23 protein-coding genes are annotated in these 23506 nt (G+C 71.5%); 14 read left to right on the top strand and 9 right to left on the bottom strand.

Annotation, left to right across the window (positions count from 1 at the left end):
- Positions 1 to 6 precede the first annotated feature (6 nt).
- On the bottom strand, positions 7 to 330 hold the full coding sequence (locus RV986_RS27410; protein ID WP_475919935.1) for a hypothetical protein: 324 nt from the start codon (positions 328 to 330) through the stop codon (positions 7 to 9).
- Positions 331 to 568: 238 nt separating this feature from the next.
- Here RV986_RS27410 and RV986_RS27405 point away from each other — a divergent pair, with 238 nt between their 5' ends.
- The 3 genes from RV986_RS27405 to RV986_RS27395 are packed head-to-tail and all read left to right on the top strand — an operon-like array spanning position 569 to position 3670.
- Positions 569 to 1300 (top strand): hypothetical protein, encoded by a 732-nt coding sequence (locus RV986_RS27405; protein ID WP_475919934.1) that lies wholly within the window; start codon positions 569 to 571, stop codon positions 1298 to 1300.
- 55 nt (positions 1301 to 1355) lie between these two features.
- The gene (locus RV986_RS27400; RefSeq protein WP_475919933.1) at positions 1356 to 2963 is read left to right on the top strand and encodes a hypothetical protein; all 1608 of its coding nucleotides are present in this window, start codon (positions 1356 to 1358) and stop codon (positions 2961 to 2963) included.
- Entirely contained in the window at positions 2960 to 3670 is a 711-nt protein-coding gene (locus RV986_RS27395) for a TIR domain-containing protein (RefSeq protein ID WP_475919932.1), read from the top strand. Before RV986_RS27400 ends, RV986_RS27395 begins: the two co-directional genes overlap by 4 nt.
- Positions 3671 to 3869: 199 nt before the next feature.
- Here RV986_RS27395 and RV986_RS27390 read toward each other — a convergent pair whose 3' ends face one another.
- Positions 3870 to 4610: a macro domain-containing protein gene (locus RV986_RS27390; RefSeq protein WP_475919931.1), complete on the bottom strand. Its 741-nt coding sequence runs from the start codon at positions 4608 to 4610 to the stop codon at positions 3870 to 3872.
- Between the two features lie 302 nt (positions 4611 to 4912).
- On the opposite strand from RV986_RS27390, the gene RV986_RS27385 reads away from it, so the two are divergent.
- A complete protein-coding gene (locus RV986_RS27385) occupies positions 4913 to 6313 on the top strand; it encodes a macro domain-containing protein (RefSeq protein WP_475919930.1) in 1401 nt (466 codons plus the stop codon).
- Positions 6314 to 6712: 399 nt separating this feature from the next.
- Here the strand turns inward: RV986_RS27385 and RV986_RS27380 are convergent, their stop codons facing one another.
- Together RV986_RS27380 and RV986_RS27375 are read right to left on the bottom strand one after the other, a co-directional pair.
- Positions 6713 to 7690, bottom strand: a complete 978-nt coding sequence (locus tag RV986_RS27380) for a hypothetical protein (RefSeq protein ID WP_475919929.1) — start codon at positions 7688 to 7690, stop codon at positions 6713 to 6715.
- Positions 7687 to 8307, bottom strand: a complete 621-nt coding sequence (locus RV986_RS27375; RefSeq protein WP_475919928.1) for an RNA polymerase sigma factor — start codon at positions 8305 to 8307, stop codon at positions 7687 to 7689. Before RV986_RS27375 ends, RV986_RS27380 begins: the two co-directional genes overlap by 4 nt.
- 217 nt (positions 8308 to 8524) lie before the next feature.
- Between RV986_RS27375 and RV986_RS27370 the strand changes: the two genes are divergently transcribed.
- Positions 8525 to 9352, top strand: coding sequence for a phosphotransferase (locus RV986_RS27370; protein WP_475919927.1), 828 nt, complete (start codon positions 8525 to 8527; stop codon positions 9350 to 9352).
- 459 nt (positions 9353 to 9811) lie between these two features.
- Positions 9812 to 10378 carry a GtrA family protein gene (locus RV986_RS27365; protein ID WP_475924451.1) on the top strand — a complete coding sequence of 189 codons (567 nt, stop codon included), beginning with the start codon at positions 9812 to 9814 and terminating at the stop codon, positions 10376 to 10378.
- On the opposite strand, the gene RV986_RS27360 is transcribed toward RV986_RS27365, so the two are convergent.
- Positions 10333 to 11337, bottom strand: a complete 1005-nt coding sequence (locus RV986_RS27360) for an SMP-30/gluconolactonase/LRE family protein (RefSeq protein ID WP_475919926.1) — start codon at positions 11335 to 11337, stop codon at positions 10333 to 10335. The genes RV986_RS27365 and RV986_RS27360 overlap by 46 nt on opposite strands.
- A gap of 274 nt (positions 11338 to 11611) precedes the next feature.
- Between RV986_RS27360 and RV986_RS27355 the strand changes: the two genes are divergently transcribed.
- Both RV986_RS27355 and RV986_RS27350 read left to right on the top strand, forming a co-directional pair.
- A complete protein-coding gene (locus RV986_RS27355; RefSeq protein ID WP_475919925.1) occupies positions 11612 to 12325 on the top strand; it encodes an RNA polymerase sigma factor in 714 nt (237 codons plus the stop codon).
- Positions 12322 to 13434, top strand: a complete 1113-nt coding sequence (locus RV986_RS27350) for a CU044_5270 family protein (RefSeq protein ID WP_475919924.1) — start codon at positions 12322 to 12324, stop codon at positions 13432 to 13434. Before RV986_RS27355 ends, RV986_RS27350 begins: the two co-directional genes overlap by 4 nt.
- A gap of 95 nt (positions 13435 to 13529) precedes the next feature.
- Here RV986_RS27350 and RV986_RS27345 read toward each other — a convergent pair whose 3' ends face one another.
- From RV986_RS27345 to RV986_RS27335, 3 genes are all read right to left on the bottom strand, one after another.
- Positions 13530 to 15491 (bottom strand): copper resistance CopC/CopD family protein, encoded by a 1962-nt coding sequence (locus RV986_RS27345; RefSeq protein ID WP_475919923.1) that lies wholly within the window; start codon positions 15489 to 15491, stop codon positions 13530 to 13532.
- Between the two features lie 103 nt (positions 15492 to 15594).
- Positions 15595 to 16239 (bottom strand): GNAT family N-acetyltransferase, encoded by a 645-nt coding sequence (locus RV986_RS27340; RefSeq protein WP_475919922.1) that lies wholly within the window; start codon positions 16237 to 16239, stop codon positions 15595 to 15597.
- Positions 16229 to 18397: a penicillin acylase family protein gene (locus tag RV986_RS27335; protein ID WP_475919921.1), complete on the bottom strand. Its 2169-nt coding sequence runs from the start codon at positions 18395 to 18397 to the stop codon at positions 16229 to 16231. The genes RV986_RS27340 and RV986_RS27335 overlap by 11 nt, the downstream gene beginning before the upstream one ends.
- A 78-nt stretch (positions 18398 to 18475) precedes the next feature.
- Here RV986_RS27335 and RV986_RS27330 point away from each other — a divergent pair, with 78 nt between their 5' ends.
- The 5 genes from RV986_RS27330 (at position 18476) to RV986_RS27310 (ending at position 21339) form a co-directional block, all read left to right on the top strand.
- Positions 18476 to 19198: a siderophore-interacting protein gene (locus RV986_RS27330; RefSeq protein ID WP_475919920.1), complete on the top strand. Its 723-nt coding sequence runs from the start codon at positions 18476 to 18478 to the stop codon at positions 19196 to 19198.
- Between the two features lie 45 nt (positions 19199 to 19243).
- Positions 19244 to 19828 carry an HhH-GPD-type base excision DNA repair protein gene (locus tag RV986_RS27325; protein WP_475919919.1) on the top strand — a complete coding sequence of 195 codons (585 nt, stop codon included), beginning with the start codon at positions 19244 to 19246 and terminating at the stop codon, positions 19826 to 19828.
- Between the two features lie 153 nt (positions 19829 to 19981).
- A complete protein-coding gene (locus tag RV986_RS27320) occupies positions 19982 to 20626 on the top strand; it encodes an HdeD family acid-resistance protein (RefSeq protein WP_475919918.1) in 645 nt (214 codons plus the stop codon).
- A gap of 146 nt (positions 20627 to 20772) precedes the next feature.
- Complete coding sequence (locus tag RV986_RS27315; protein ID WP_475919917.1) at positions 20773 to 21114, top strand: hypothetical protein; 342 nt, start codon at positions 20773 to 20775, stop codon at positions 21112 to 21114.
- A gap of 78 nt (positions 21115 to 21192) precedes the next feature.
- Complete coding sequence (locus RV986_RS27310) at positions 21193 to 21339, top strand: hypothetical protein (RefSeq protein ID WP_475919916.1); 147 nt, start codon at positions 21193 to 21195, stop codon at positions 21337 to 21339.
- A gap of 109 nt (positions 21340 to 21448) precedes the next feature.
- Here the strand turns inward: RV986_RS27310 and RV986_RS27305 are convergent, their stop codons facing one another.
- On the bottom strand, positions 21449 to 23035 hold the full coding sequence (locus RV986_RS27305) for a helicase HerA-like domain-containing protein (RefSeq protein WP_475919915.1): 1587 nt from the start codon (positions 23033 to 23035) through the stop codon (positions 21449 to 21451).
- A gap of 105 nt (positions 23036 to 23140) precedes the next feature.
- Here RV986_RS27305 and RV986_RS27300 point away from each other — a divergent pair, with 105 nt between their 5' ends.
- A complete protein-coding gene (locus RV986_RS27300) occupies positions 23141 to 23437 on the top strand; it encodes a type II toxin-antitoxin system VapB family antitoxin (protein ID WP_003999914.1) in 297 nt (98 codons plus the stop codon).
- The last annotated feature ends 69 nt before the right edge of the window (positions 23438 to 23506 follow it).

Raw genomic sequence — 23506 nt, 5'->3', positions numbered from 1 at the left:
CGTCCATCACGGTGTGCCTATGTACGTGTAGCCGCTGTCGGCCATCGCTGTCCTTCGAGTAACGGCTGCCGAAGTTGTAGGGGTTGACAGAGGTTCGGAACCGTCCTCGTCGTGCTCGTGTGCTTCGAGCGCCTGTCGGGCAGCCCGGACCGCTTCTTTGACGCAGGCGATGTACTCGATATAGGTGTCGAGTTTGCGCTCAGCCCACCGGGTGGCCAGGGTCTGTCGAAATGTGGCACGCTCCGCCACGCTTGTGGCGAAGAACGAGGTGACCGCCCCCAGCAGGACTCCGATCACGGCGAGCCGCCGCCGCGTGTCGCCTCCCGTCACCGCACGGTCCGGAAGTGGATCGGAAGCGAATCGGTTCTGGCCACGGAAGCGGCGGGGCTGGTGGCATCAGAGGTGTCAACCAGCCTTTCCGCGCGCTCCTTCCTGCCGACCTGCCGACCTGCCGACCCGCCGACTCGTCGGGTGACACGGCGGCAGACGGATCACAGCGGGTGCAGCCGGCCGTGCAAGCAGTCGGGGTGAGCGAATCGGTGCACTGTCGTGACCGTTGGAGTACCCCATGGACAACCCCGGACTGCCGCCGCCCACCGCACGACCCGACCCGCTGTACGCCGCCGTACCGGGCCCCCCGTCGCCGTACCGCGACGGGGGACTCATACCGCCCGCCGGGTCCGCCCGTACCTGGGGGCTCACCGTCATCGGCGTGCCCCTGCTGCTCATCCTGCTTCTGGGCCTGGTCGACGGCTCGACGCAGGACGGCTCCGGCTCGACCGGTGACCCCGGGCCGTTCACCGGTCTCGGGACCGGATCGCAGTCCCAGCCGGAGGCTTCGCCGGCGACGCCGTACACCGACCCCGTCGCGCCGGACACCTACGGCACTTCCGATACGGCCACCACATCCGGGACGACAGAGCCCGGGGACATCGGGGACCTCTTCGGCACCTCGCCGGACCACGCCACCGCGACCGGCACCGAGACTCCGACTTCGACTTCGACCGCGACCGCGGGACCGGAGGCGGTCGTCACCGCCTACTTCGCGGCGATCAACAACCGTGACTACCAGACCGCCTGGGATCTGGGCGGCAAGAACCTGCACACCGACTACGCCTCGTTCGCCTCGGGCTTCGCCACCACCCAGCGGGACACCATCAACGTCGTCTCGGTGCAGGGGGCCGTCGTACGGCTGGTCCTCGACGCCCTGGAGACGGACGGCACATCGCGCTCCTACGACGCCACCTATACCGTCCGCGACGGTGAGATCACCGGCGGCACGGCAACCCCGACCAGCTGACCACCCGGGCGTACCCGGCCCGGGTACGCCCGCACGAGCGGAGCGCTGAACCACCGTGACCACACAGACACTTCACCCACGCCTTCCCGGCCCGCCACAGGCGCCGCCGATCCCCCGCGAGTACGCGCGGACCAAGGCCACCCGCCTGCTGTCGGCGGGCACCTACCTCGATCCCGGCTATCGCCGGACCGTCATCCGAGAACTGCTGAAGAAACGCTTCCGGGTGGTCGCGCCGTCCTACGGCTACGACGCCGTGTCGGTCCTCGCCCACGCCCTCGCCGCACGCCGGTTGCGCCGTATCCAGTGGGGCGTGGCCATCGGCTCGGTCGTCGCGGTCCAGATACTGATGGGCAGCGGCGCGCTGAGCCTCCGCGTCGGCTTGGTGCTCCTGTGCTGGGTGGTGTGGGGCGCGGCCTATCTGCGTCGTGTCGTCACCCTGCACATCCTGATGACCCGGCTGAAGGAGACCCGCCCCGACGGCGGCTTCGACGGCTCCTACCCGGCCGGCGGCAAGCTCACCGACGCCCTGATCCGCAAGATCGACCATGAGCAGTCCGCCCACAGCGGCCTCGTCTTCTACGGCGGCTTCCGGCCCTTCGTCGGCGCCGGTGAACCCCTGCGCGACTGGTCGAACGCCCAACTGCTGCTCGGCGCGCCCAAGACCCGGCTCGCCGCGCGCAAGGACATCGACGGGTCGGGGCCCGACCTGGACACCGTGGAGCGCCGGACCGTCGTGCCGTTCACCGTCCACGACATCACCACGTACGTCGCCGGCCGGATGGCCGTGGAACTGCGCGACGAGGCCCGCCGGGACGAACGTATCGAGGGACTGACCGTCGAGCAGCGCCGCTTCACCACGGCGATCCGCACGAACGACCGTACGCGCGGCACGGGTTGGTCCCAGCTGCCCGGCGTGGACGACCTCCCGGGCATCCACTGGCGGGAGGACTACGACTCGGCCCGCGAGTACCTGTGCGTGCGCGTCGGATCGTGGAACGAAGAGCTGGTGACCTCGATCTTCGTCGGGTTCGACCTCAAGGGCGACACGCTGCACACCGAGTTCTACACCTACGTCCTCGGGCCGCTCGTGGAGGAATTCCACCTCGTCGACCGGCTGCCCGACGCGTTCGACGGCCGCCTGGCCGTGCGGGTCGCGTGGGACATGGCCACGGCCGCGCCGCTCTGGTTCCTGGCGCTGGCCCTGCTGCCGCTGCGGGTGTTCCCCGAGCGTTTCCTGCCGCCGCTGATGCGTCGGCTGGTGCGGCCGCGGCGGGGCGGGCGGATCGTCATCGGGGTCGACACGGCGATCGCGGTGGCCGACAGCAGCGAATTCCGGCTGGGCCGCTATGTGACCAAGGCGGTCGACTGCGGCGCGCTGACGAGCGTCCGGGAAATGGCCACCAGCGACACCTACCACCATTTCTTCCAGAAATCGGATGCGGTGAAGTACACACAGATCGTCGAGCGCCGTCTGCTCCAGAACATCCGCGCGTTCCTGAGCGAACACAACGTGGATCTCGCCGACCACGACCGTGCGCAGACCAACATCCTCTTCGGGGACAACAACCAGAATGTCTTCGGCGGAGAAAACCGGAATTTCGGCTACAACTACCAGGCCGGGGGCACCGACTCGTCCGGCGGCCGAGGGGGGCAGTCATCATGACCGAGGGCCACACGTTCGGGGACAACAACCAGAATGTCTTCGGCGGAGAGAACCAGCATTTCGGCTACAACTACCATGCGGCGGCGGCCGCCGAGCCGCGGGCGACGTCCGTTGCCGAGCGGTCCGGCGGGGCGGAGCGGGCGTCCGGGCAGGTGGCCTCCGAGTACGGCCGCAGCCGTAGCGTCTTCGTCGTGCACGGCCGGGACGAAGAGGTGCGGCAGGCGATGTTCGGGCTGCTGCGCCGGCTCGACCTGCGCCCGTTGGAGTGGGAGGAACTGGTGCGGGCCACCGGCAAGACCGCGCCCTTCCTCGGCGAGGTGGTCATGAACGCACCGTCGCAGGCGCAGGCGGCCCTGGTCCTGCTCACCCCGGACGATGTCGCCAAGCTCCACCCGCATCTGCTCGGCAACCGTGAGCTGGACGACGAGACCCAGCTGACCGGCCAGCCCCGGCAGAACGTACTGATCGAGTTGGGCATGGTGTTGATGGCCTACCCGGAGCGGACCGTCATCGTCGAGGTCGGCCGACTACGGCATTGCGCCGACATCGCGGGCATCAACGTCATCCGGTTCGACGGCACGGAGTCCTCCCTCGCGAAGATCACCGCGCGGCTGAAACAGGCCGAATGCCTGCTTGACGACACCCGGCCGGAATGGCGCGAGACCGAGCACTTCCGGAATCTGTCCGCGTACCGGCGTCTCGCTTGATCCACCCGCCGGAAGGGTCGGAACGGGAGCGGAAAGGGACCAGAAAGGGAGGGGAGGGGACGGGAGGGGAGGGGAAGGGGACGGGGCGCCTGACGGCCCGTCCCGCCTCTCCCCTTTCCTTCCTTTCTGCTCCTTTTCCCTTCCTTTCTTTCTACTCCCTTCCCTTTCCTTCCTTTTTCTTTCCTTCCTCGTGCCGTACTCACGTCCGGTCCAATCCCGACGCCAGAGTGCTCAGAAAGGCCGCCACCTCGCGCATGTCGATCCGCTCCAGGTCGGCGGGCCGTACCACCACCCGCAGTTCGCGGCAGATCGCGCCCTCCCGTGACCGCGCGATGAAGGACATCAGGACCAGCCGCAGCAGGCTGTCCTGGTCGAGGTGATCGAGCCGGGACAGCCCCGATCCGACCAATGGCATCGCCACCCGTTCCAGTTGGGCATGCCGGTGCATCGCGTCCCACAGACGGCTGAGGCCGAACCAGAGGTCCTCCACGCTGGAGGCGGCCACGCAGTCGTTGCCGATACGGCTGTACGCCACGGCGAACACCAGCCGCGGACGGGTACCCAGGACCGCCACCGTGCCGACCGGATACCGGTCCAGCTTGCCCAGCGGCTTGTGGTCCCGGTCCTCCCGTGCGACCGGCACGACCGGGGCGAGCGCGGTGGTCAGTTCCGCGTCCAGGCGCTGTACGTCGCCGCCGTACCGCCGGTCCAGCAACTGCGCCTGCACACTGTCGCCGTTGATGACCGCGCCGCCCGCCGACGCGGTGTCGAAGGTGTCGCAGAACCCGACGACGAGATGCGCCGGCTGCTCGAACAGGTCGCCCGCCTCGACCACCACCGTCATGTCGGGCCGCCGGAACACCTGCTGCACCCGCGGCACCGGACGGGCCCGGCCCAGCCCCCACACCAGGCACGCCGCCACCGACACCACGGTCACCACGCCGGGATCGGGAAAGCTCCGCGGAAAGAATTGTCCGACGAACTGCAGGACCGCGGATATCCCCCCGAATGCCACCATCGCGTTGCGTGCGAAAACCTGTCGAGCGCGCTGCGTGCCCCACAACCGCAGCGCACGGGAACGCGCTCGGAATTCTCCGCGGCCCCGTATCGGATCCCGACCGCCGGAACCACCGGAATCACCGGAATCACCCGAACGCACGGTCCCTCCAAGACATCATGATAATCTGCCGGTCACTTCAGAGTGACGCAGAGTGACGCAGAGATGCGGCGGGGGCGACGCGGGTGGCCGAAGCACGAGCGCACATCCAGGTGAAGGTGCTGGGGCCGGTCCAGCTCGAAATCGACGGAGTTCCGGTCCGGCTGACCCCGCTGACCACCCGGCTGCTGGTTCGTCTGGTGGCCGCCGAGGGCGAGGCCGTGCCGGTACGGCAACTGCGCCGCGACGTATGGGGCTTGGCGGACGAGCCACGTCATCTGGCCCAGCGCAACCGCAACGAGGTGCAAAAACGCGTCCTGGAGCTGCGGCGCGCCCTCGACCCCGGCCAGGACGGCACCGCCGCCCGCGTTCTGCGCACCGAGCAGCTGGTCACCGTGCACGGCCCGGAGACCGCCTACCGTCTGGTGCTGCGGCCCGAGGAACTGGACAGCGCACGGTTCACCACGGTCGTCGGCGACGGCCTCCTCGCCCCGCCCGCCACCGCCGCCCACCGTCTCGCCGAGGCGCTGTCCCTGGTCCGCGGCCGGCCCCTGGCCGAGGTCAACGGCGAGGGTTTCGCGGATCCCCTCATCCGCCGCCTCACCACCCTGCAGGACTCCGCCCGCCGTGAACTGGTCCGGGTCCAGGCCGATCTCGGCCGCCCCGAACTCGCGCTGCCGGTGGCCGAGCTGATCGCCCGTGACCACCCCGACGACCCCGAGACCGCGCGCACCCTCGACGCCCTGCGGGCCGCGCTCCGCGCGCGCCACGGCGCCGAACTGCTCCGCCACAGAGTGCCGTTGCCCGGCCAGCGGGCAGACGTCGTCCTCGTCCGCGGCGACCTGTTCGAGCAGACGGACTCCAACCTGGTGGTCGGCTTCACCGACACCTTCGACACGGAGAACGACCAGGACGTCGTCATCAGCCGCGACAGCGTGCAGAGCCAGCTCGTCGACCGCCTCTTCGCCGGTCGGCGCCGACTGCTGGACGAGAGGCTCCGGGCCGGACTGCGCGGCGTGCGGGCCGTCGGCACCGAGAGCGTACGGGCCAAGCCTCGCGGCCGGCGGGTCCGCTACCCGGTGGGTACGACCGTTGCCGTACCCGTCGACGGCCGCCGGGTGTTCGCGACCGCCTACTCGCGGCTCGGCAACGACCTGGTGGCCAGATCCGGTGACGAGGATCTGCGGTCGAGCCTGGACAACGTATGGGCCTCGGTGGCCGTGCACGGCCTGTTCAAACCGGTCGCCGTCCCGCTCATCGGCTCCGGGCTGGCCCGCGTCACCGACCTCGACCGCGGCCAGCTCGTGGCCCTGATCGTCGACTCGTTCATCGACGCCTGCCGCCGGTACCCCGCGCTCACGCCCGAACTGCGCATCGTCGTGCGCCCGGAGGATCTGGCCCGGACCGATCTGTCGCCGGTCGAGCGGCGCTTCCAGGAGCTGGTGCCTGATCTGGAGCCCGGTGCGGGCCCGGACCGGGTGGAGTGACCCAGGTCCGCGGGAGAAAGCACCGCGGCGGCGGCGTTGGCGGCGGCGGTCGGGCGGGGCCGATCGGTCCCGAGGTGAGGCCGATCGGTCCCGAGGTGAAGCCGGGCGGCCCCGAGGTGAAGCCGGGCGGCCCCCGGCGTCCGTCCCCCGGTCCGGTGGGTTCCTCCGCATCCCTCGGTCCCCCATGCGGCATCGTCCCGCCGGTCACGCGACCCGCCACCGCCGCCCGGCCTCACCGGACCCCAGTGGAACGCTCCCGGCGCTTCCGCGGGTACCCGTCACCCGCTTCCGATCCGGTTCCGATGTCTCTTCGCGGAGGGCGGCCCAAGGTGACCTGGGGGCGCTGCGCGACGCCCCCACCTCACCTGATCCGGTCAAGGACCGCCCCCGCCGTCCGGGTCAGCCGATCTTGTCCGTGAAGCCCACCGACAGGAACGTCTGGTGGGTGGCCTTGCCCTTGCTGGCCCCCGCGGTCCACGTGAAGGTGTACTCCAGGATCGAGCTCGTCTTCGGGTCGACGATCACCTGTCCGACGCTCTTGGCCTCCGCGAACTCCAGGGCCGTCCCACCCCGCCCGGTGCTGTCCTTGACGGACCCGAGCAGTTTGACGCCCTTCAGCCCCGCCATCGCCTTGAACACCCCGGCCCGCAGTTTCGGGCTCGCCGGGGACCCGCCGAGCAGGGTGACCGCCTGGTCGAAGGGGGAGATGCTCTTGGCCCGCTGCGGAGCCTGCAGCAGCTGGAGCAGTTTCGCCGGGTCCGTGGTCAGCTGCTCCAGGCCCTTCCAGTCGAGGTCCTTCGAGCCGAACTGCCAGTCGGGCTGGCGCCCCTTCTTGTAGGACTTGCCGCCGTTGACGACGTAGAAGTCCATGGACTGCGAGACGTACGCGTCCCCGGCCGTCAGATGCATCTTCCAGTACTTCCCCGAGGAGACCGACTGGGCGGCGGCCACCGTGGAGATGTCGTCCAGGAAGACGGACGCGCCGGACGCCTGCGCCTCACCGTGCGTGCCCGTGCCCGCGCCGCCCGTGGGTGCCTCACCGGTGTTCGCGTACGTCACCACGCCGGCCGCGACCGCGGCAAGGGTGAACAGGCTGACCAGAGCCCGGCGGCGCCCCGACATCCGCCGGAGCGGTGTCGTCACCACCGTGCTTGCCTTGTGCCCGGCCGCGGGCCCGGCCTCCTCCGCGGCCACCGCCGCCTCGATCCCCGCCAGCGCCCTGGCCAGCGCCTGCGCCGACGGCGGCTCGACGCGCCCCGCGGTCCTCAGTTCGTCGGCACCGGGGAAGTCCAGCAGCGCCCCTCGCTCGGTCATGCCGTTCTCTTCCACGCCGTACTTGCTCATGTCGGTCCGCTCCACATCGTCGTACGTACTCATGCCATGTCGCCCGTCACGCTCAGGTGCCGTCCCGCCGGGCGGGGCGCTGCGAGCCGCTCGCGCAACCTGCCCCGGGCCCGGTGCAGCCGCGAGCGGGCCGTGCCCGCCGGGATGCCCACGGCGACGGCCGCCTCGCCCGGGGTGAGCTGCTCCCAGCTGATGAGGAGCAGCAACTCCCGCTCCTCGCTGGGCAGTTCGGCCAGCGCCCGGCGCAGTGCGGGGGCCAGCGCGGCCGCGTCGAGCCGCTGGTCCACCGCGGGCCACGGGTCGGTGGTGTCCGGACCCGGTGCGGCCTCTTTGCGCCCGGCCCGCCGCAGGTACTGGGCCAGTACGTTGCGGGCCACCCCGAACAGCCAGCCCCGCGCCGAGCCGCGCGACGGGTCGAACGTGCGCCGCGCTGCGAACGCCTGCAACCACGCCTCGGCCAGCAGATCGTCCGCCGCGCCGGGCAGACGCCGGGCGAAGTAGCCGTGCAGGGCGGACGAGTACTTCTCCACCAGCGGGGTGAACGCCGCCGCGTCACCGGCCGCCGACCGCGTCAGCTGGGCATCGCTGTCGTCATCACGGGCGGGGGCGCGGTCGCTGCGCTCCTCGTGATGCCGGTTGTCCGGTTTCACGAAATCTCCGTCTCCGACCGCCGGGCGACGGTCTCACCCCGTACTTGTCGTCGGGCTCCGATTCCGTTCGCGCCCCCTGCGGAGTGGCTCCCCGTCGGAGTGTCCTCTGTCGGGGATACGAGCGTCGGGGATGCCGGCGAGGGCCGGATCACCGCCTCCGGGGCCTGGTGGAGAAAACTGTTCGCTCGCGGCGCGACCCGAACGGCAGCATGGGCTCATGCCCCTTTCCGGACCGCCGTCCTCCACCGTGCGGATACCCGCGCGGATCGCCGAACTGGCCGGGGGCCGCCCCCTGCAGCCCGTGTGGGAGAACGAGTTGGGCGGCCTGACCTTCCGGATCGGCGACGAGGACGCCGGCTTGGACGCCGGCTTGGACGGTGACTTGGATTTGGACGGGGACGGGGACGGGGACGGGGATGGGGATGGGGACCGGGACGAGCCGCTGTTCGCCAAGTGGGCTCCGGCCGGCTCCGGGCTGGACCTGACCGCCGAGGCCGTACGTCTGCGATGGGCGGGTCGTTTCACGCCCGTGCCCCGTGTGCGGAACCAGGGAGCGGACGAGGACGGAGCCTGGCTCGTGACCCGTGCGCTTCCCGGCGAGAGCGCCGTCGCTCCCCGCTGGAAGGCGGATCCCGGAACGGCCGTACGCGCGCTGGGAGTGGGACTGCGGGCCCTGCACGAGCGGCTGCCCGTGGCCGGCTGCCCCTTCGGGTGGTCCGTCGAGGACCGGCTGGAACGCGCCCGGCGCGCGGGTGTCCAGGTGCCCGCGGACCTGCCCGCGCCGCCGCCGGTCGACCGCCTCGTCGTGTGCCACGGCGACCCCTGCGCACCGAACACGCTGCTGCACGCGGACGGCGCCTGGTCCGCCCACGTGGACATGGGCGCCCTCGGCGTCGCCGACCGATGGGCCGACCTGGCCGTCGCCACCTGGAGCACCGAGTGGAACTACGGCCCCGGCTGGGAGCGCACCCTCCTCGACGCCTACGGAATCGCCCCCGACCCGCGCCGGACCGACTTCTACCGCCGCCTCTGGTCCGCGACGTGAGTGATCGGTGCACCCCCGGAACTCGGAACTCGGAACTCGGAACTCGGAAACTTCCGAACTCGCGAACTCGCGAACTCGCGAACTCGCGAACTCGCGAACTCGCGAACTCGGAACGCGGAAACCCGGATTGCACGCTGCGCGAGTCGGCACTTCGGGCAGTGCGCCGGGGCGGAGCGGAGGGGGTCTCAGCGGCCGTCCCCCGGGCCGAGGGTAGAGCTAGCTGCACCCTCGGTTGGGGGGCGCACCTGCTCGTAGCGGCGGACGGGCGACGGCATCGTTGAAGCCAGCTGGTCCGAGAGGTTCACAGCTCCCCCTCCGGAAGGAAACCCCGCCATGAACTCGCTGCTCTCCTCGAAGCCGCAGACCGCGTACGCGGCGCGGGGTACGGAGCGCGCAGGGCGTTCGGAGCAGGTGAAGGCGGTGGAGCCGGTGGAGAGCGGCGTCGAGGACACGCGCCGGATACCGGCGGCAGCGACCGCCGCGGCCACGACAGCCGCCTCGACCCGTCCCGGCCCGTTCGCCTCCTTCGTACGGTTCGTCGTGTGCGGCGGCGGCATCGGGATCCTCTCCAGCTTCGCCGTGGCGGGACTCGCCGACCTCATGCCCTGGGCCCTGGCCAACGCCGTCATCACCATCGCCTCCACCCTCCTGTGCACCGAACTCCACGCACGCTTCACCTTCGGATCCGGCAAGCGCCCCGGATGGCGACAGCACTGGCAGTCCGCCGGATCGGCCGCGGCCGCGTACATCGCCACCAGCGCCGCCATGCTTCTCCTGCACACCGTGCAGACGTCACCCGGAGCGCTCACCGAACAGATCGTCTACCTCAGCGCCTCCGCCCTCGCCGGAATCGGCCGCTTCCTCGTCCTGCGCCTCTACGTCTTCACCACCGGCCGCAACCGGACCGCGGGCCGTGTGTCGCCGGAGTCGGTCGTGTGGGTGAACCTCCGGGCCCGCGCCATGACGGCGTCGACGGTGGTTCAGAGGGCGACGGCGACTCCGCTGAACGTCGTGTCGGGCGTCTGAGGGCTGGTGAAGCGGGCGTTGACGAGGTAGAGCCGGTTGCCCCAGCGGGCGACGGTGGTGGGGACGTCGAAGCGGGGATCGGTGAGCGTGCCGCGCAGGGTGGCGGTGGTGGCCTTGGCGTCGAGGTCGAACACGCTGATGAGGTTCAGACGGTTCTGTACGACGTACAGCGTGCGGCCGACGCGGAGGAGACCGTCACCGTTGGTGACGCTGTCCGCTCCGGTCAGCGCGATCTGGGTGGCGTACCCGGTCCTGAGGTCCACACGGTAGAGCCGGCCGGGCGAGCTGCTGACGACGATCAGGCCGCGGCCGTCGGGGGTGCCGACGAGACCGTTGGCGTTGTTCACATTGGGCGTCTGCACCCAGTCGCCGCCGAGCGGCAGGGCGCGAACCTCTCCGTCCCGGCCGCGCGGTACGCCGTAGAGCACGGCCTCCAGCGAGTCGGTGTACCAGGCGCGGTCGCCGAGCAGGACGACGTCGTTGATGAAGTGGCCGGGCGTGGCGGTCAGTTGGTACGTGGCCACGAGTGCGCCGGTGCGGGCGTGGACGACCCGTGCCGTTCCGCCGCCGCCTCCGGCTATGTAGAGCCGGCCGTCCTGGTCGTCCAGCTTCAGACCGACGGACGCCGTGCCCGTCGCGCCCTCATGGACGACCGCGCCCTCGCCGGTGCGCAGGTCCGTGCGGTACACGGCGCCGTTGGCGCGCGAGCCCATGTAGGCGTACGGCTTTGTGCCGATGGTGATGCCCTCGGGCAGGAACCCGTTGGGAAGCGGGAACTCGGTCGGCCAGGCGGCGGCACGGGTGCCGGCGGGAGCCGCGCTCGCCCCGCCGGCGCCGCTGGCCACGGCTAACGCGGCGACGGCGGCACCGCCGAGAAGGGTGCGCCGGGAGGGACGCGCGTAAAGCCGGGAATCGGACACGGGCTGGGGGTGCGGGTGGGGCTGGGGCTGGGCGGTCATGGTTCCGGGCCTCCGTGTGAAGTGGGGGTGGAAGTCTTCGGACTCAACAGCTCGACGGACGCAACGAGTTGTCGACTTCCGGAGTTCCCGTGCGCCCCACCGGCACCGCCCGTCGGGCCTGGCACGCCGAGCAGGTCTTCCACGGCGCCCCGCGCCCTGCCGCGCCGGCATGAGAGCCTTCCCGGGGTTTCCTCCCAGCACGACCACCGCATGTGACGCAGGTCACGGGAAGTCGGTGTGGGGTGCCGGACAGCTCCTAGAGGTGAGCATTCATATGCGTACCCGGGTACGGGCCGGGGAAGAGAGCGCGTTCGCCGAGCTCTTCGACAGCCATGCGCGTGCCGTCTACAACCATGCCTTCCGGCTGACCGCCGACTGGTCGACGGCCGAGGACGTGATGGCCGCGACCTTCCTGGAGGCGTGGCGGCTGCGCGACCGGGTCGACCCCGAGGGCGGCTCGCTGCGGCCCTGGCTGCTGGGCATCGCGACCAACACCGCGCGCAACCAGTACCGGAGCAACCGGCGCTACCGCGCGGCGGCCCATGCCGCCGCGGCGGCCGAGCTGTCGGTGCCCGACCACGCCGAGGACGTGGCCGACCGGGTCGACGACCGTCGCCGTCTCGCCACCGCCCTCACCGCGCTCGCCGCGCTGCGCCGCCCGGAACGCGAGGTCATCGCGCTCTGCCTGGGGGAGGGCCTGGACTACGAGGCCGCGGCCGAGGCGCTGGGCATTCCGGTCGGCACGGTCGCCTCCCGCCTCTCCCGCGCCCGCGGCAAACTGCGCGCCCTCACCGATCCAGGTCCGGGCACCGGGTCCGCACGCGAACCGTCCCGGCCGGACAACCGCCCGGACAGCCGCCCGACCCCCCGCCGGGTTCCGGCACCACTTGAGAAAAATCGCGGAAAACGGGAAGGCGGCCGCCCCGGCCGACAGATAACAGGCGATCGCACTCAAGTGATCCGGCCCGTGCAGGAAGGAAACCGATGAACGCGAACACGTCCCGGCACAGTCCGGCGGAGTGGGACGAGAGCGACCAGCTCCTGTCCCGGACGGCACGTGACCTCCCTACGGGCCGTCACCAGTTCCACAAGGAGCGTCTGATGGCCCAGATTCACCAGAACCAGCTGGACGAGCGCCCGACCGCCACCGAGTCGGCGGCCCCCGCGCGGACCCGGCGGTTCCGGCTGCCGCGCCCGGCGATCGTGCTCCCCGCGATGGCGGCCGCCCTGGCCGCGGCCGTCGTCGCCGGGGTGACCACGCAGAACGGCGGCGGAGTCAGGGACGCCGGTGTCGCCACCGGACCGGCGCTCACCACCCAGATCGGTGCCGCGACCACCAAGGGCCTCCCCCAGCTGCTCGACCAGATCTCGCTGGCGGCGGCCGAGGGCGAGGGATCCCGCCCGGCCGTCAAGCCCGGCCAGTACGTCTACATCGAGTCCAAGACGGCCAACACGTTCGTGAAGACCGTCGACGACAAGACCAGCCTTGCCAGTCACGCGCTGCACCGCCGCCAGGTCTGGATGTCCTCCGACGGCACCAAGGGCTGGCTGATCGACCCGGCCGTCAACGAGAGCTCCGAGGGCGAGACGCTGAGTCTGCCCGACGAGCAGGGCAACACCCCGGTCGGGAGCCTGAACAACCCCACGTACGACTACCTGACCCAGCTGACAACCGACCCCGACAAGATCCTGGCCAAGATCTACAAGGAGACCAAGGGCCAGGGCAACACCCCCGACCAGCAGGCGTTCACCACCATCGGGGACCTGCTCGTCGAGAGCTACCCGCCGGCGGACCTCTACCCGGCCCTGTTCAGGACCGCCGCGAAGATCCCCGGTGTCGTCGTGGTCCAGGACGCGGTGGACGCGGTGGGCCGGCACGGGATCGCGGTGGCCCGGCTGGACGAGACCAGCGGTCAGCGGGAGGAATGGATCTTCGACAAGAAGACCCACGTCTTCCTGGGCGACCGCTCGGTCCAGGTGACCGAGGGCACCGGCGAGGACGCTCTGATCAAGCCCGGCACCGTGACCTTCACCAACGCCATCATCAACCGGGCCGTCGTCGACGGCATGAAGCAGACTCCCTCGGCCACCGGCTGACGCACGACCGGCGTACACGCCGCTCACGGAGAGACCCGGGCCGGCCGAACTCACGGAAGGACCCGGGTCAGCCGAACTCACGGAGGAGACCCGGGTCAGCCGATCTTCACGGTCTTCGAGACCGTGACCTGGTCGATGTCGGTGGTGCGGACCGTGACCTTCATGGTCCAGGTACCGGCGACCGGGAGGGTGACGCCGTCCGCTCCCCAGTAGCCGCCCTTGTCCGTCAGCTCCGCGTCGATCGGGCCGATCTGCTGGGATTCCAGGGTGAAGGTGAGGCGCAGCTCGGGCACGGTCGCGATCCCGTCGTCGGGGCCGAAGATCACGGCCTGTACGGAGTTCTCGCCCACCCGGCCCGGGGTCAGCTCGATCTGCACCTTGCCGTGCCCGTTGGTCGTGCCCACGTCGAACGGGATCGTCGTCGCCGTCGTCGGGGACTCCCCGGCGGCCGTGCCGGCGGAGGCCGCGGCGGTCTCGGTGGCCGCCCGGCCCGGCTGGGTGCCGGTGAGCAGGGTGGTGATCACGAGTACGAAGATCCCGACGGTGATCTCGGCCAGCACCGAGCGCCGCAACGCCCGCCGATACCGGTCGGTCTCGCCGGAGCCTGCGCGATCCGGATCCGGTTCGCCGACCGGTACACCGTCCGATACGCCGACCGGTACCCCGCTCGGTACGCCGTCGCCCCCCTCGGCTCCCCCGGTTCCATCTGTGCCTGCCGCACCTGCCGCTCCTCCCGCGCCCGCGGCCTCTCCACCGTCGCCCGCCTGGGCGCGTACCTCGGTGGCGACAACCGACGCCCCCACCGTTTCCGGTACCCGCTCCACCACCACGACCGCCGCTGTCCGCTCCGCCTCGGCCGCCACCGTCAACCGGCCCGTCCAGCGCCGCGAGGCCCCCGCGCCCGCCAGCAGCAGCACCACGGCCGCCAGCTTGGCGAGGAGCAGATGGCCGTACGACGTCGAGGTCAGGGCGCTCCAGGAGCCGAGGCCGCGCCAGGACTGGTAGACGCCGGTGACGACCAGGACGGCGACCGAGCCGAGGGCGAGGCGGGAGAAGCGGTTGACGGTGGCCGCGGGGAGCGGCTCGGCCGACCGGTGCAGCGCGGTGAGCAGGGCCGCGAGGCCGCCCAGCCAGACCGCCATCGACAGCAGGTGCAGTACGGCGGAGACCATCGCCACAGGAACCTGGATCCCGGCGGACGCGTGCTCGGCGGCGGCCCAGGTGACGGCGAGGCAGACGGTGAGCAGGCCGCCGAGCGCGAGGGCGATCCGCCCGCGCACGGGCTGCCGTACCGGATAGAACGCCGCTGCCGCCAGCAGTACTAGGCGCGCCAGCAGGGCCAGCCCCGGCCTGCTGGTCAGGGTCTCGTTGAGGACGGACGGGTCGAAGGCGTCCGTCGGGGAGCTGCCGCGCTCGTACGGTCCGCGCAGCAGCAGCAGCGCGGCCGTGGACAGCAGCAGGACCCACCAGCCGGTGACCAGCAGTCGCCGTACCGCGTCCGCGAAACCGCAGACCAGGACGAAGGTGGCCGCGCCGATGAGGAGGGCCAGACCGCCGTAGGCGAAGTAGCGGCCGGCGTCGTAGAGCGTGCTCGCGACGGTGCCCCCGGCGGGGTCGACGGGCACCGGCGGTGGGGTCGCGGAGGGCTTGCCGATGGAGAAGGTGAAGGCGCCGGAGATCGGGTGGCTGTCCGCCGACACGACCCGCCACGCCACCGTGAAGGTGCCGGTGCCGAGGCCCTTGGGCAGGGTCACGCGGGCGGTGTCGGAGCGGTCGTCCGCGTGCCCCGGATCACCGGTGTGCACGCGCCGGTTGTCCGGGTCGAGGACGCGGAAGGAGTCGTCGAGGAGGCCGATGGACTCGGAGAAGGTCAGGGTCACCTGGGTGGGCGCCGTCTTCAGCACGCTGCCGTCCTGCGGATCCGTGCCGGTCAGCGCGGCGTGCGCGGACGCGCCGCCCACGCCGCCGAAGAGCACCAGCACCAGCACCGCGCCCAGCAGGGCGAACCCTCGGGCGATGCGCCGTCGTTCCCGCTGTCCGTCTCCGTGTCCGCTCACACGCCGTCTCCGTCTCCGCGTTCGCCCGGCTCGGCTCGTCTCGTCTTCGCTCGTCTCCGCGTTTCAGAGTCACGGATACGTACGGACGAATCCGGCGTCGTGCTCACTTGTCCACGGACAAGGAGCCCGAAGCGCCGTCCCCGCGGGCCGTCTCCCGGGTCAGGAAGGCCAGCCGGGCGCGCTTCTCGGGCAAGTAGACCCCGGGCAGGTCGATTTCCGGAAGAACGATCTCCGGGCCCGGCACGAACCCCTGCCGGACCAGACGTGTGATGGCCTTCGCGTTGCGCGCGTCGGGTTCGACGACGACCCGTCGCCGGTCGAGTCCGACCAGTACGTACTCGGTGAAGGCGGCCAGCAGGGCGGAGGACCAGCCCGGCCGGTCGCCGCCGGGCCCCGCGGGGCCGATCAGCAGGTGGACGCCGATGTCGCCGGGCTCGACGTCGTAGCACTCGCTGACCCGGTCGGCCTCGGGCTCGTACGTCTGGAAGAGCGCGGCGGGCTCACCGTCCTTGACCGCGAGGAAGGCGTGGTGGGTGTCGAGGGAGTCCAGGTGGACGTATGTCTCCCGCACCTGCTGCTTCGTGAGGCCGTTCATGCCCCAGAACACGGCGCGCTCCTCGCTCACCCAGCCGTGGATGACGTCCAGGTCGGCGTGCGGGTCGACGGGCAGGATACGGACGGTGCCGAAGCCGTCGAGCTTCTGCTCGTGCACGGCCTCGCGGGCCTGGGCGTACGGCTCAGTGGTCATGGCGGTCGTCCTCTTTCTCGCTCTTGTTCTCGCTCTTGTTCTCGCTCTTGTTCTCGGTCAGCAGGTTCCAGTCGGTGATCACCGGGACCAGCTCTCCCCCGAGCCACAGCGGTAGCTGGTCGCGGTGGTGGGCCGAGCCCGGGATGCCCGAGGCGCCGAACGGCACCACCCAGAGGCTGTGGTCGCGGTCGGCGAGGTCCCAGACGTAGCGGGCGGCCGGGCCGCGCACGCTCAGGTCGCTGAGACCGGGGACCGTCGAGGTGGACAGCACACAGTCGTGATCGCCGGAGAGTCCCGGTTCGTCGTACGAGGTGGTGGTGAGCGCGCGCCAGGGCGCGAGGCGGTGGGTGTCGCCCCAGACGCCGAGCGGCTGCGCGGCCGCCTCCTCGACGGCTTCCCGGACGAGGGCGGCGCGGTCGATGCCGTACAGCTCCTCGGCCTTCAGCAGGTTTTCGAGGGCGAATCCGACCCGGGGGAGGAGGCCGAGCCAGGGACGGAAGACCTCGGGGTACGCGGGCGGGTCGGCCAGCGCGGCGAAGGCGGGGTGGGCGGCGAGCCGCCGTACGACCGCGCCGCGCACCGCGGAGTACGCGGCCGCCGCCATGCTGTCGGCCGTCATCCGGCGGTCCCAGCCGATCAGCCAGTCGCGCAGGGCCGTCGCCTCCAGGGTCAGCCCGTCGAGGGCGGCGAGATGGTCCATCAGGGCGGCGGAGGCGAGATAGGTGTCCATGTGGATGTCCGCCATCTCCGGAGCCGACCAGCCGGACCGCTCGTCGAGAAGCTGCCGGATCCGGGCGGCCCGGTGCGGCGCGGAGAACTCCACGCCGAGCGGGGTGGAAGGACCGCGCTGGTTCGCCATGACGGCCATACCGTCCTCGACCGTCCCGTACGGCATCTCGTGCCAGCCCCGCCACTCGTGCCCCGGCTCCCAGGCGGCGACGATCCGGACCCGGTTGTCCCTGCCGCGGAGCGGGACCCTGCCCGCGACCCGGTGCAGTACGCCGCCCTGGGTGTCGGCTGCCTGGACGACGTTCACGGGCTCGGCCCAGTGGTCGAACGCCCGGTCCACATCGGCGACTTCACGGGCCCGGAGGAGGGGGAGGAGCGCGCTGAATCCGAGGTCCTCGGTGACGCGGGGCGGGTAGCGGAGGCTGAGGGGTTCGACGTCCTCGGGCATCTCCGCTCCCCCTGCGACGACCGGTCCGCGCGGGGTCTCGACGACCTCGACCTCGACGGGTTCACCGCCCGCCACCTCGACCGTCTCCATGTGCCGGGCCACGGCCCGCCACTCCCCGTCGGGGTCGAGCGCCTCCCATCCTCCCGATCCCTCTCCCAACCCCTCTCCCGCTCCCTCTCCCGCTCCCTCTCCCGATCCCTGGGGTCCGACCCGCCGCAACCGCTCCCGGTAGAGGTCCTGGTAGTCGGCCATCGCGTTGGTGATGGCCCAGGCGACGGTGCCCGTGTGGGCGAAGTGGGCGATGCCCGGGACGCCGGGGACGGCGAGGCCGACGACGTCGAACTCGGGGCAGGAGAGGTGGATCTGCTGGTAGACCCCGGGGTCCTCGATGAAGCGGTGGGGGTCGCCCGCGATCAACGGCTGCCCGGTGCCGGTCCGTTCGCCGGTGACGAGCCACCCGTTGCTGCCGGAGGTGCCGGGCCCGTCGGCGGCGAAGAGCCCCACGGCCCGCGGACCCAGCCGGCGGACGACCTCCTCGCGCCACAGCTTGGCGGGGAATCCGGCGAACAGGATGTGCGTGGCGAGCCAGACGCCGAGCGGGGTCCAGGGCTCCCAGCGCCCCGGCGCGAGCCCGCTCTCCGTGAACTCCGGTGCACGCCGGGCGCCTTCGGCCAGCCCCTCGTTGACCCCGTCGACGTAGGCGACGACCCAGTCGGCGGTCTCCGGGTCCCGTGTCTCCAGGGCCCGGAAGCAGCGTCTCGCGGTGTCGTCGAGCCGGGCCCGGCGCGCCAACCGGTCCCAGTCGACCGCCGCGGCGCCGAGGAACGCGGCCGAGGTGCCCTGCGAGCGGTGCCGTTCGACCTCCAGCTGCCAGGCACGGTCGACAGCGGTGGTGCGGCCCTGGGCGTGGGCGAGTTCGCGGGCGTTGCCGGCGCGCAGGTGGGGGATGCCCCAGGGGTCACGGTAGAGCTCTGCGGTCACGATCCATCCCCAGTTTTCTCAGGTTAGGCTAACCTAACTTCCATTAGGGCGAAATCGTACGCGAGGGGTGGAGGGCCGATGGCGCAGGGGCACGGCTGGGAGGGCGCGGTACTCAAGCTGCTGCGCGGCAAGGACTTCGAGTTCACGGTGACCGGGGCCGAGGACGTCACCCCCCACTACCGCCGGCTGCGCTTCACCGACGGCGGCATGCTCGCGGCGACCGGGACCCACCCGACCATGTGGGTGCGGCTGTGGTTCGACAACGCGGGCAAGCCGCACCAGCGGGCGTACACACTGGTCGACCCGGACCCTGCGGGCGGCACCTTCGGCCTGGAGTTCGCGCTGCACGAGGGCCGCGCGAGCGACTGGGCGCGGGCGGCGAAGCCCGGGGACACCATCGAGGCGACGGTCCACGGCACCGCGTTCACCGAGCCGGACCCGGCCCCGTCCCACCTCTTCGCGGTCGCCGACACGGCCTCCCTCCCCGCCCTCAACTCCCTTCTGGACGCGGTCGGCACGACCCCGGCGACGATCTGGTTCGAGACGGACCACGGCACGCACGGGCTCCCGCTCCGCATCCGTCCCGCGCGCCACGACCTGCGCCCGGTCCCGCGCCGGGGCACCCCTCTCGTCGCCCAGGTCAAGGAGTCCCTCCCGGACCTCGTGAAGGACCAGTCCGCCCCCTACGTCTGGATCGCCTGCGACACCGCCACGACCCGCTCCCTCACGGCGTACGTCCGCAAGGAGCTCTCCCTCCCGAGGCAGCGGGTGAACGCCATGGGCTACTGGCGCACCACCTGAGCCCCCTCCTCGCGTCCCGCACGCTCACGCGGGATCATCGGAGGCATGGACGTCAGCCTTCACATCGCCCAGGATCCCGAAGCCGACGCGCTGCTCGGCCGCAGCCCCCTCGCCGCCCTGACCGGGATGCTGCTGGACCAGCAGGTGCCGATGGAGTGGGCGTTCAAGGGACCGCGGACGATCGCCGAGCGCATGGGCACGGACGACCCCGACGCGCACGAGATCGCCGCGTACGACCCGGAGAAGTTCGCCGCGCTGCTCTCGGCGAAGCCGGCCGTGCACCGCTATCCGGGGTCGATGGCGAAGAGGATCCAGCAGCTGTGCCAGTACCTCGTGGAGCACTACGACGGGGACGCGGCCGCCGTCTGGGAAGGCGTCGGAACCGGCGCGGAGCTGCTCCAGCGGCTCAAGGACCTGCCCGGCTTCGGCGCCCAGAAGGCCCAGATCTTCCTGGCCCTGCTGGGCAAGCAGTTCGGCGTGCGCCCCAAGGGCTGGCGCGAGGCGGCGGGGCCGTACGGCGAGCCGAAGTCCTTCCGCTCGGTCGCCGACATCACCGGCCCGGAGTCGTTGGCGAAGGTCCGGGCCCACAAGCAGGAGGCCAAGGCCGCGGCGAAGGCCTCCGGCAAGTAACCGGGTACCTGCGGGTTTCTTCGGCTGCCGACCGGTGGGGGCTGGTCGCGCAGTTCCCCGCGCCACTGAAGGGGCGCTCCGGTCGGCGCCGGGTCATCCGCCGGATGGCCCACCCCGCTGGCACCCCGCACCCGGGCGGCCCAAACATGAATCATGACCGAGGCACCGAACGGCCCCTCGCGGGGACACCAGTACGACGACCGCCGGGTCCACGACCGTGAGCCGAGCGTCGCCACCGAAGGCCCCCTGCACCTCCTCGCCCGCAGCGCCTGGCAGGCGGTCCTGCTCGCCGGCGTCGCGGCCCTCGTACTGGGCGTGCTGGTGCTGGTCTGGCCGGGCGCCTCGCTGCTCGCCGCGGGCGTGCTCTTCGGGCTCTACCTGCTCGTCAGCGGCGTACTGCAGCTCGTCTCCGCCTTCGGCACCCACGCGGCGACCTCGCTGCGCGTCATGGCCTTCATCAGCGGCGTCCTGTCGATCCTGCTCGGCCTGTTCTGCTTCCGCGGCGCGATGCAGTCGATCCTGCTGCTCGCCCTGTGGATCGGCATCGGCTGGCTGTTCCGCGGGATCACCCAGACCCTGGCCGCCGCGTCCGACCCGAGCGTGCCGGCCCGCGGCTGGCAGGTCTTCCTCGGCATCGTCAGCGCGCTCGCCGGGATCGTGCTGATCGTGTCCCCGTTCACGTCCGTCGCCGTCCTCACCGTCGTGGGCGGCTGCTGGCTGCTCGCGGTGGGCATCACCGAGATCGTCACCGCGTTCGTGATCCGCAGCCGCGCCAAGCAGGTCCCGCGCGCCCTCTGACCCGCCCGCCCCCCGGGCCCCGGCCGGCCCGCACCGCCCCACACACCACGCCGTACGTCAACATCGCGCCCCGTACGTACGCCATAAAGGCGGAACTCCCCGCACACCCGATGGACCACCCACCCCCGATGGGGACATGACCTCCTATGAGCCCCATTCCGCACCGCCGACCGCGTATGCCACGCCGGCACGCGTGGATGCGGGTACTGGCGCTCCTCGTCGTCACCATCCTCGCGGCCGGCGCGCACGTCGAGGCGCTCGCCGCGGTCCCCACCGCTGCCGCCTCGTCGGACGGCGGCACCGAGCACGACGTACTCGACACGGGGCTGCGACCGCCCGCCCGGCAGGAACACGGCCCCCTCGTCCCGCTGCGCCCCGCGCCGGGCCCCGCTCACGACCACCCCGAGTCGGCGCCCCGCCCCCGCCACGTACCGCCGTCGTACTCCCGCACGCTGCACGCCCTGCGCTCAGTGGTTCTGCGCTGCTGACCGGTCCGGTCTCCGGACCCTTCATCGCCCACCGGCGAACAGCGAACCAGCGACCCGAACGAACGCAAGGACACAGCCATGCCCAACGACCCGTACGCGGTCCTGCGCGCCCTGCTGCGCGCGGAAGCCGTACGCAACACGCCCAAGCCGAAGCCCGAGCTCAGCGCCGGACCGGACGACCGGCCGGTGCCGGCGCTCCCGCCGAAGGAACACCGAACCAGCTGAGACAAACAGGAAGACCCAAGGTGACCGCCCCTCGTTCGGGGGGCGGTCACCCGCCCCCCGTCCACTCGCCCACCCCCCGTCGCCCACCCCCGTCGCCCACCCCCGTCGGCTACCGCCTCCGCCGGGCCGTGCCGAAGAGGGAGCGGGTGATCTCCCGCCCGATCTGCGTACCCACCGACCGCGCCAGGGACTTGAAGATGCCGCTGCCGACGACCTGCTCGACGACCGAGGGTTCCTCCTTCGGCCGTCCCTTCGCCGGCGCCCGTCCGGCCTCCGGGGCCGCCTGCGCCGCCGCGGCCTCGCGTGCGGTGAGCTTCTCGTACGCGGACTCGCGGTCGACCGCCTCCGCATAGCGCCCGTACAGCGGGGACGACCGCACCGCCCGGTCCAGGGCGGCCGCGTCGACCGGGCCCATCAGGGACTGCGGGGCCCGCAGCCGGGTCGCGGCGACCGGTGTCGGCGCGCCCTTCTCGCTCAGGACGGTGACGACGGCCTCGCCGGTACCGAGGGCGGCGAGGACCTCCTCCAGGTCGTACGCGGAGTTCGGGAAGGTCTTCACCGTCGCCTTCAGCGCCTTCTGGTCGTCCGGTGTGAAGGCGCGCAGCGCGTGCTGGACGCGATTGCCGAGCTGGGCGAGGACGTCGGACGGCACGTCCTTCGGAGTCTGCGTCACGAAGAACACGCCGACCCCTTTCGAGCGAATGAGCCGGACGGTCTGGGTGATCGACTCCAGGAAGGCCTTCGACGCGTCGCTGAAGAGCAGATGCGCCTCGTCGAAGAAGAAGACCAGCTTCGGCCTGTCGGCGTCGCCGACCTCCGGAAGGTCGTGGAAGAGGTCGGCGAGCATCCACATCAGGAAGGTGGAGAACAGCTGCGGCTTGTCCTGGACCTCGGGGAGTTCGAGGACGGACACCGTGCCGCGCCCGTCCGACGCCGTCCGCAGCAGCTCGCCGGTGTCGAACTCCGGTTCTCCGAAGAAGGGGCTCATGCCCTGCGCCTCGAACGCGGTCAGGGAACGCAGGATCACACCCGCCGTGGCGGGGGACAGCCCGCCGATCCCCTTCAGCTCCGCCTTCCCCTCGTCCGAGGTCAGGAAGGTGACGACCGCGCGCAGGTCCTTGAGGTCGACCAGCTCCAGGCCCTTCTGGTCGGCGTAGTGGAAGATCAGGCCGAGCGACTGCTCCTGGGTCTGGTTGAGCTGGAGCACCTTGGACAGCAGCACCGGGCCGAAGCTGGTGATCGTCGCCCGTACGGGGATGCCGTGGCCCATGCCGCCGAGCGCGTAGAACTCGGCCGGGCAGCCGGTCGGCGTCCACTCCTGGTGGACCTCCCGGGCGCGCCCGAGCACACGGTCGTTCGACACGCCCGGGGTGGAGATCCCCGACACATCACCCTTGATGTCGGCGAGGAAGACGGGCACGCCCTGCGCCGACAGCTGCTCGGCGATCAGCTGCAGCGTCTTGGTCTTGCCGGTGCCGGTCGCGCCGGCGACCAGGCCGTGCCGGTTGAGCATGGGCAGGGGGATGCGGATCTGCGCGTCCGGCAGACAGCGCCCGTCCCAGAGCAGGGCGCCCAGATCGAGGGCGGGTCCGGAGAAGGCGTATCCGGAGGCGATCTCCAGGGCCTCCTGAGAGAGAGCGGGGGCGCCGCTCACACCTTCGGGTGCTACCGCGGGAGGTGCTTCGCTGTCGCTCATATCAGGCCCCTGTTCCCGATTTGCACGGATTTACAGCGTCTTTTCCAGCGTCGCACTCCGTCGCCATGGCTGCGCCCGGAAGGTCTGGGCCGGTAGGCTTTCCGTGTGATCTTCAAGCGCATCGGAAACGGCCGGCCGTACCCCGACCACGGCCGGGAAAGCACCCGGCAGTGGGCGGACGTCGCACCGCGCCCGGTCCGCCTCGATCAGCTCGTGACGACCAAGGGCCAGCTGGACCTGGAGACCCTCCTCGCCGAGGACTCCACCTTCTACGGCGACCTCTTCGCGCACGTCGTGAAATGGCAGGGCGACCTGTACCTGGAGGACGGCCTGCACCGCGCCGTCCGCGCCGCGCTGCAACAGCGCCAGGTGCTGCACGCACGCGTGCTCGAACTCGACTGAGACCCCCGGAGAGGGCGACCGCGGGAGAGGGCGAGGGGCCCTCGGCGCCCCAGGACCCCGCTCATTGAC

It is taken from the genome of Streptomyces sp. RLA012 (assembly GCF_056270325.1).
Note: the sequence above shows the minus strand (reverse complement) of the source record. Positions and strands in the feature narration are given on the sequence as shown.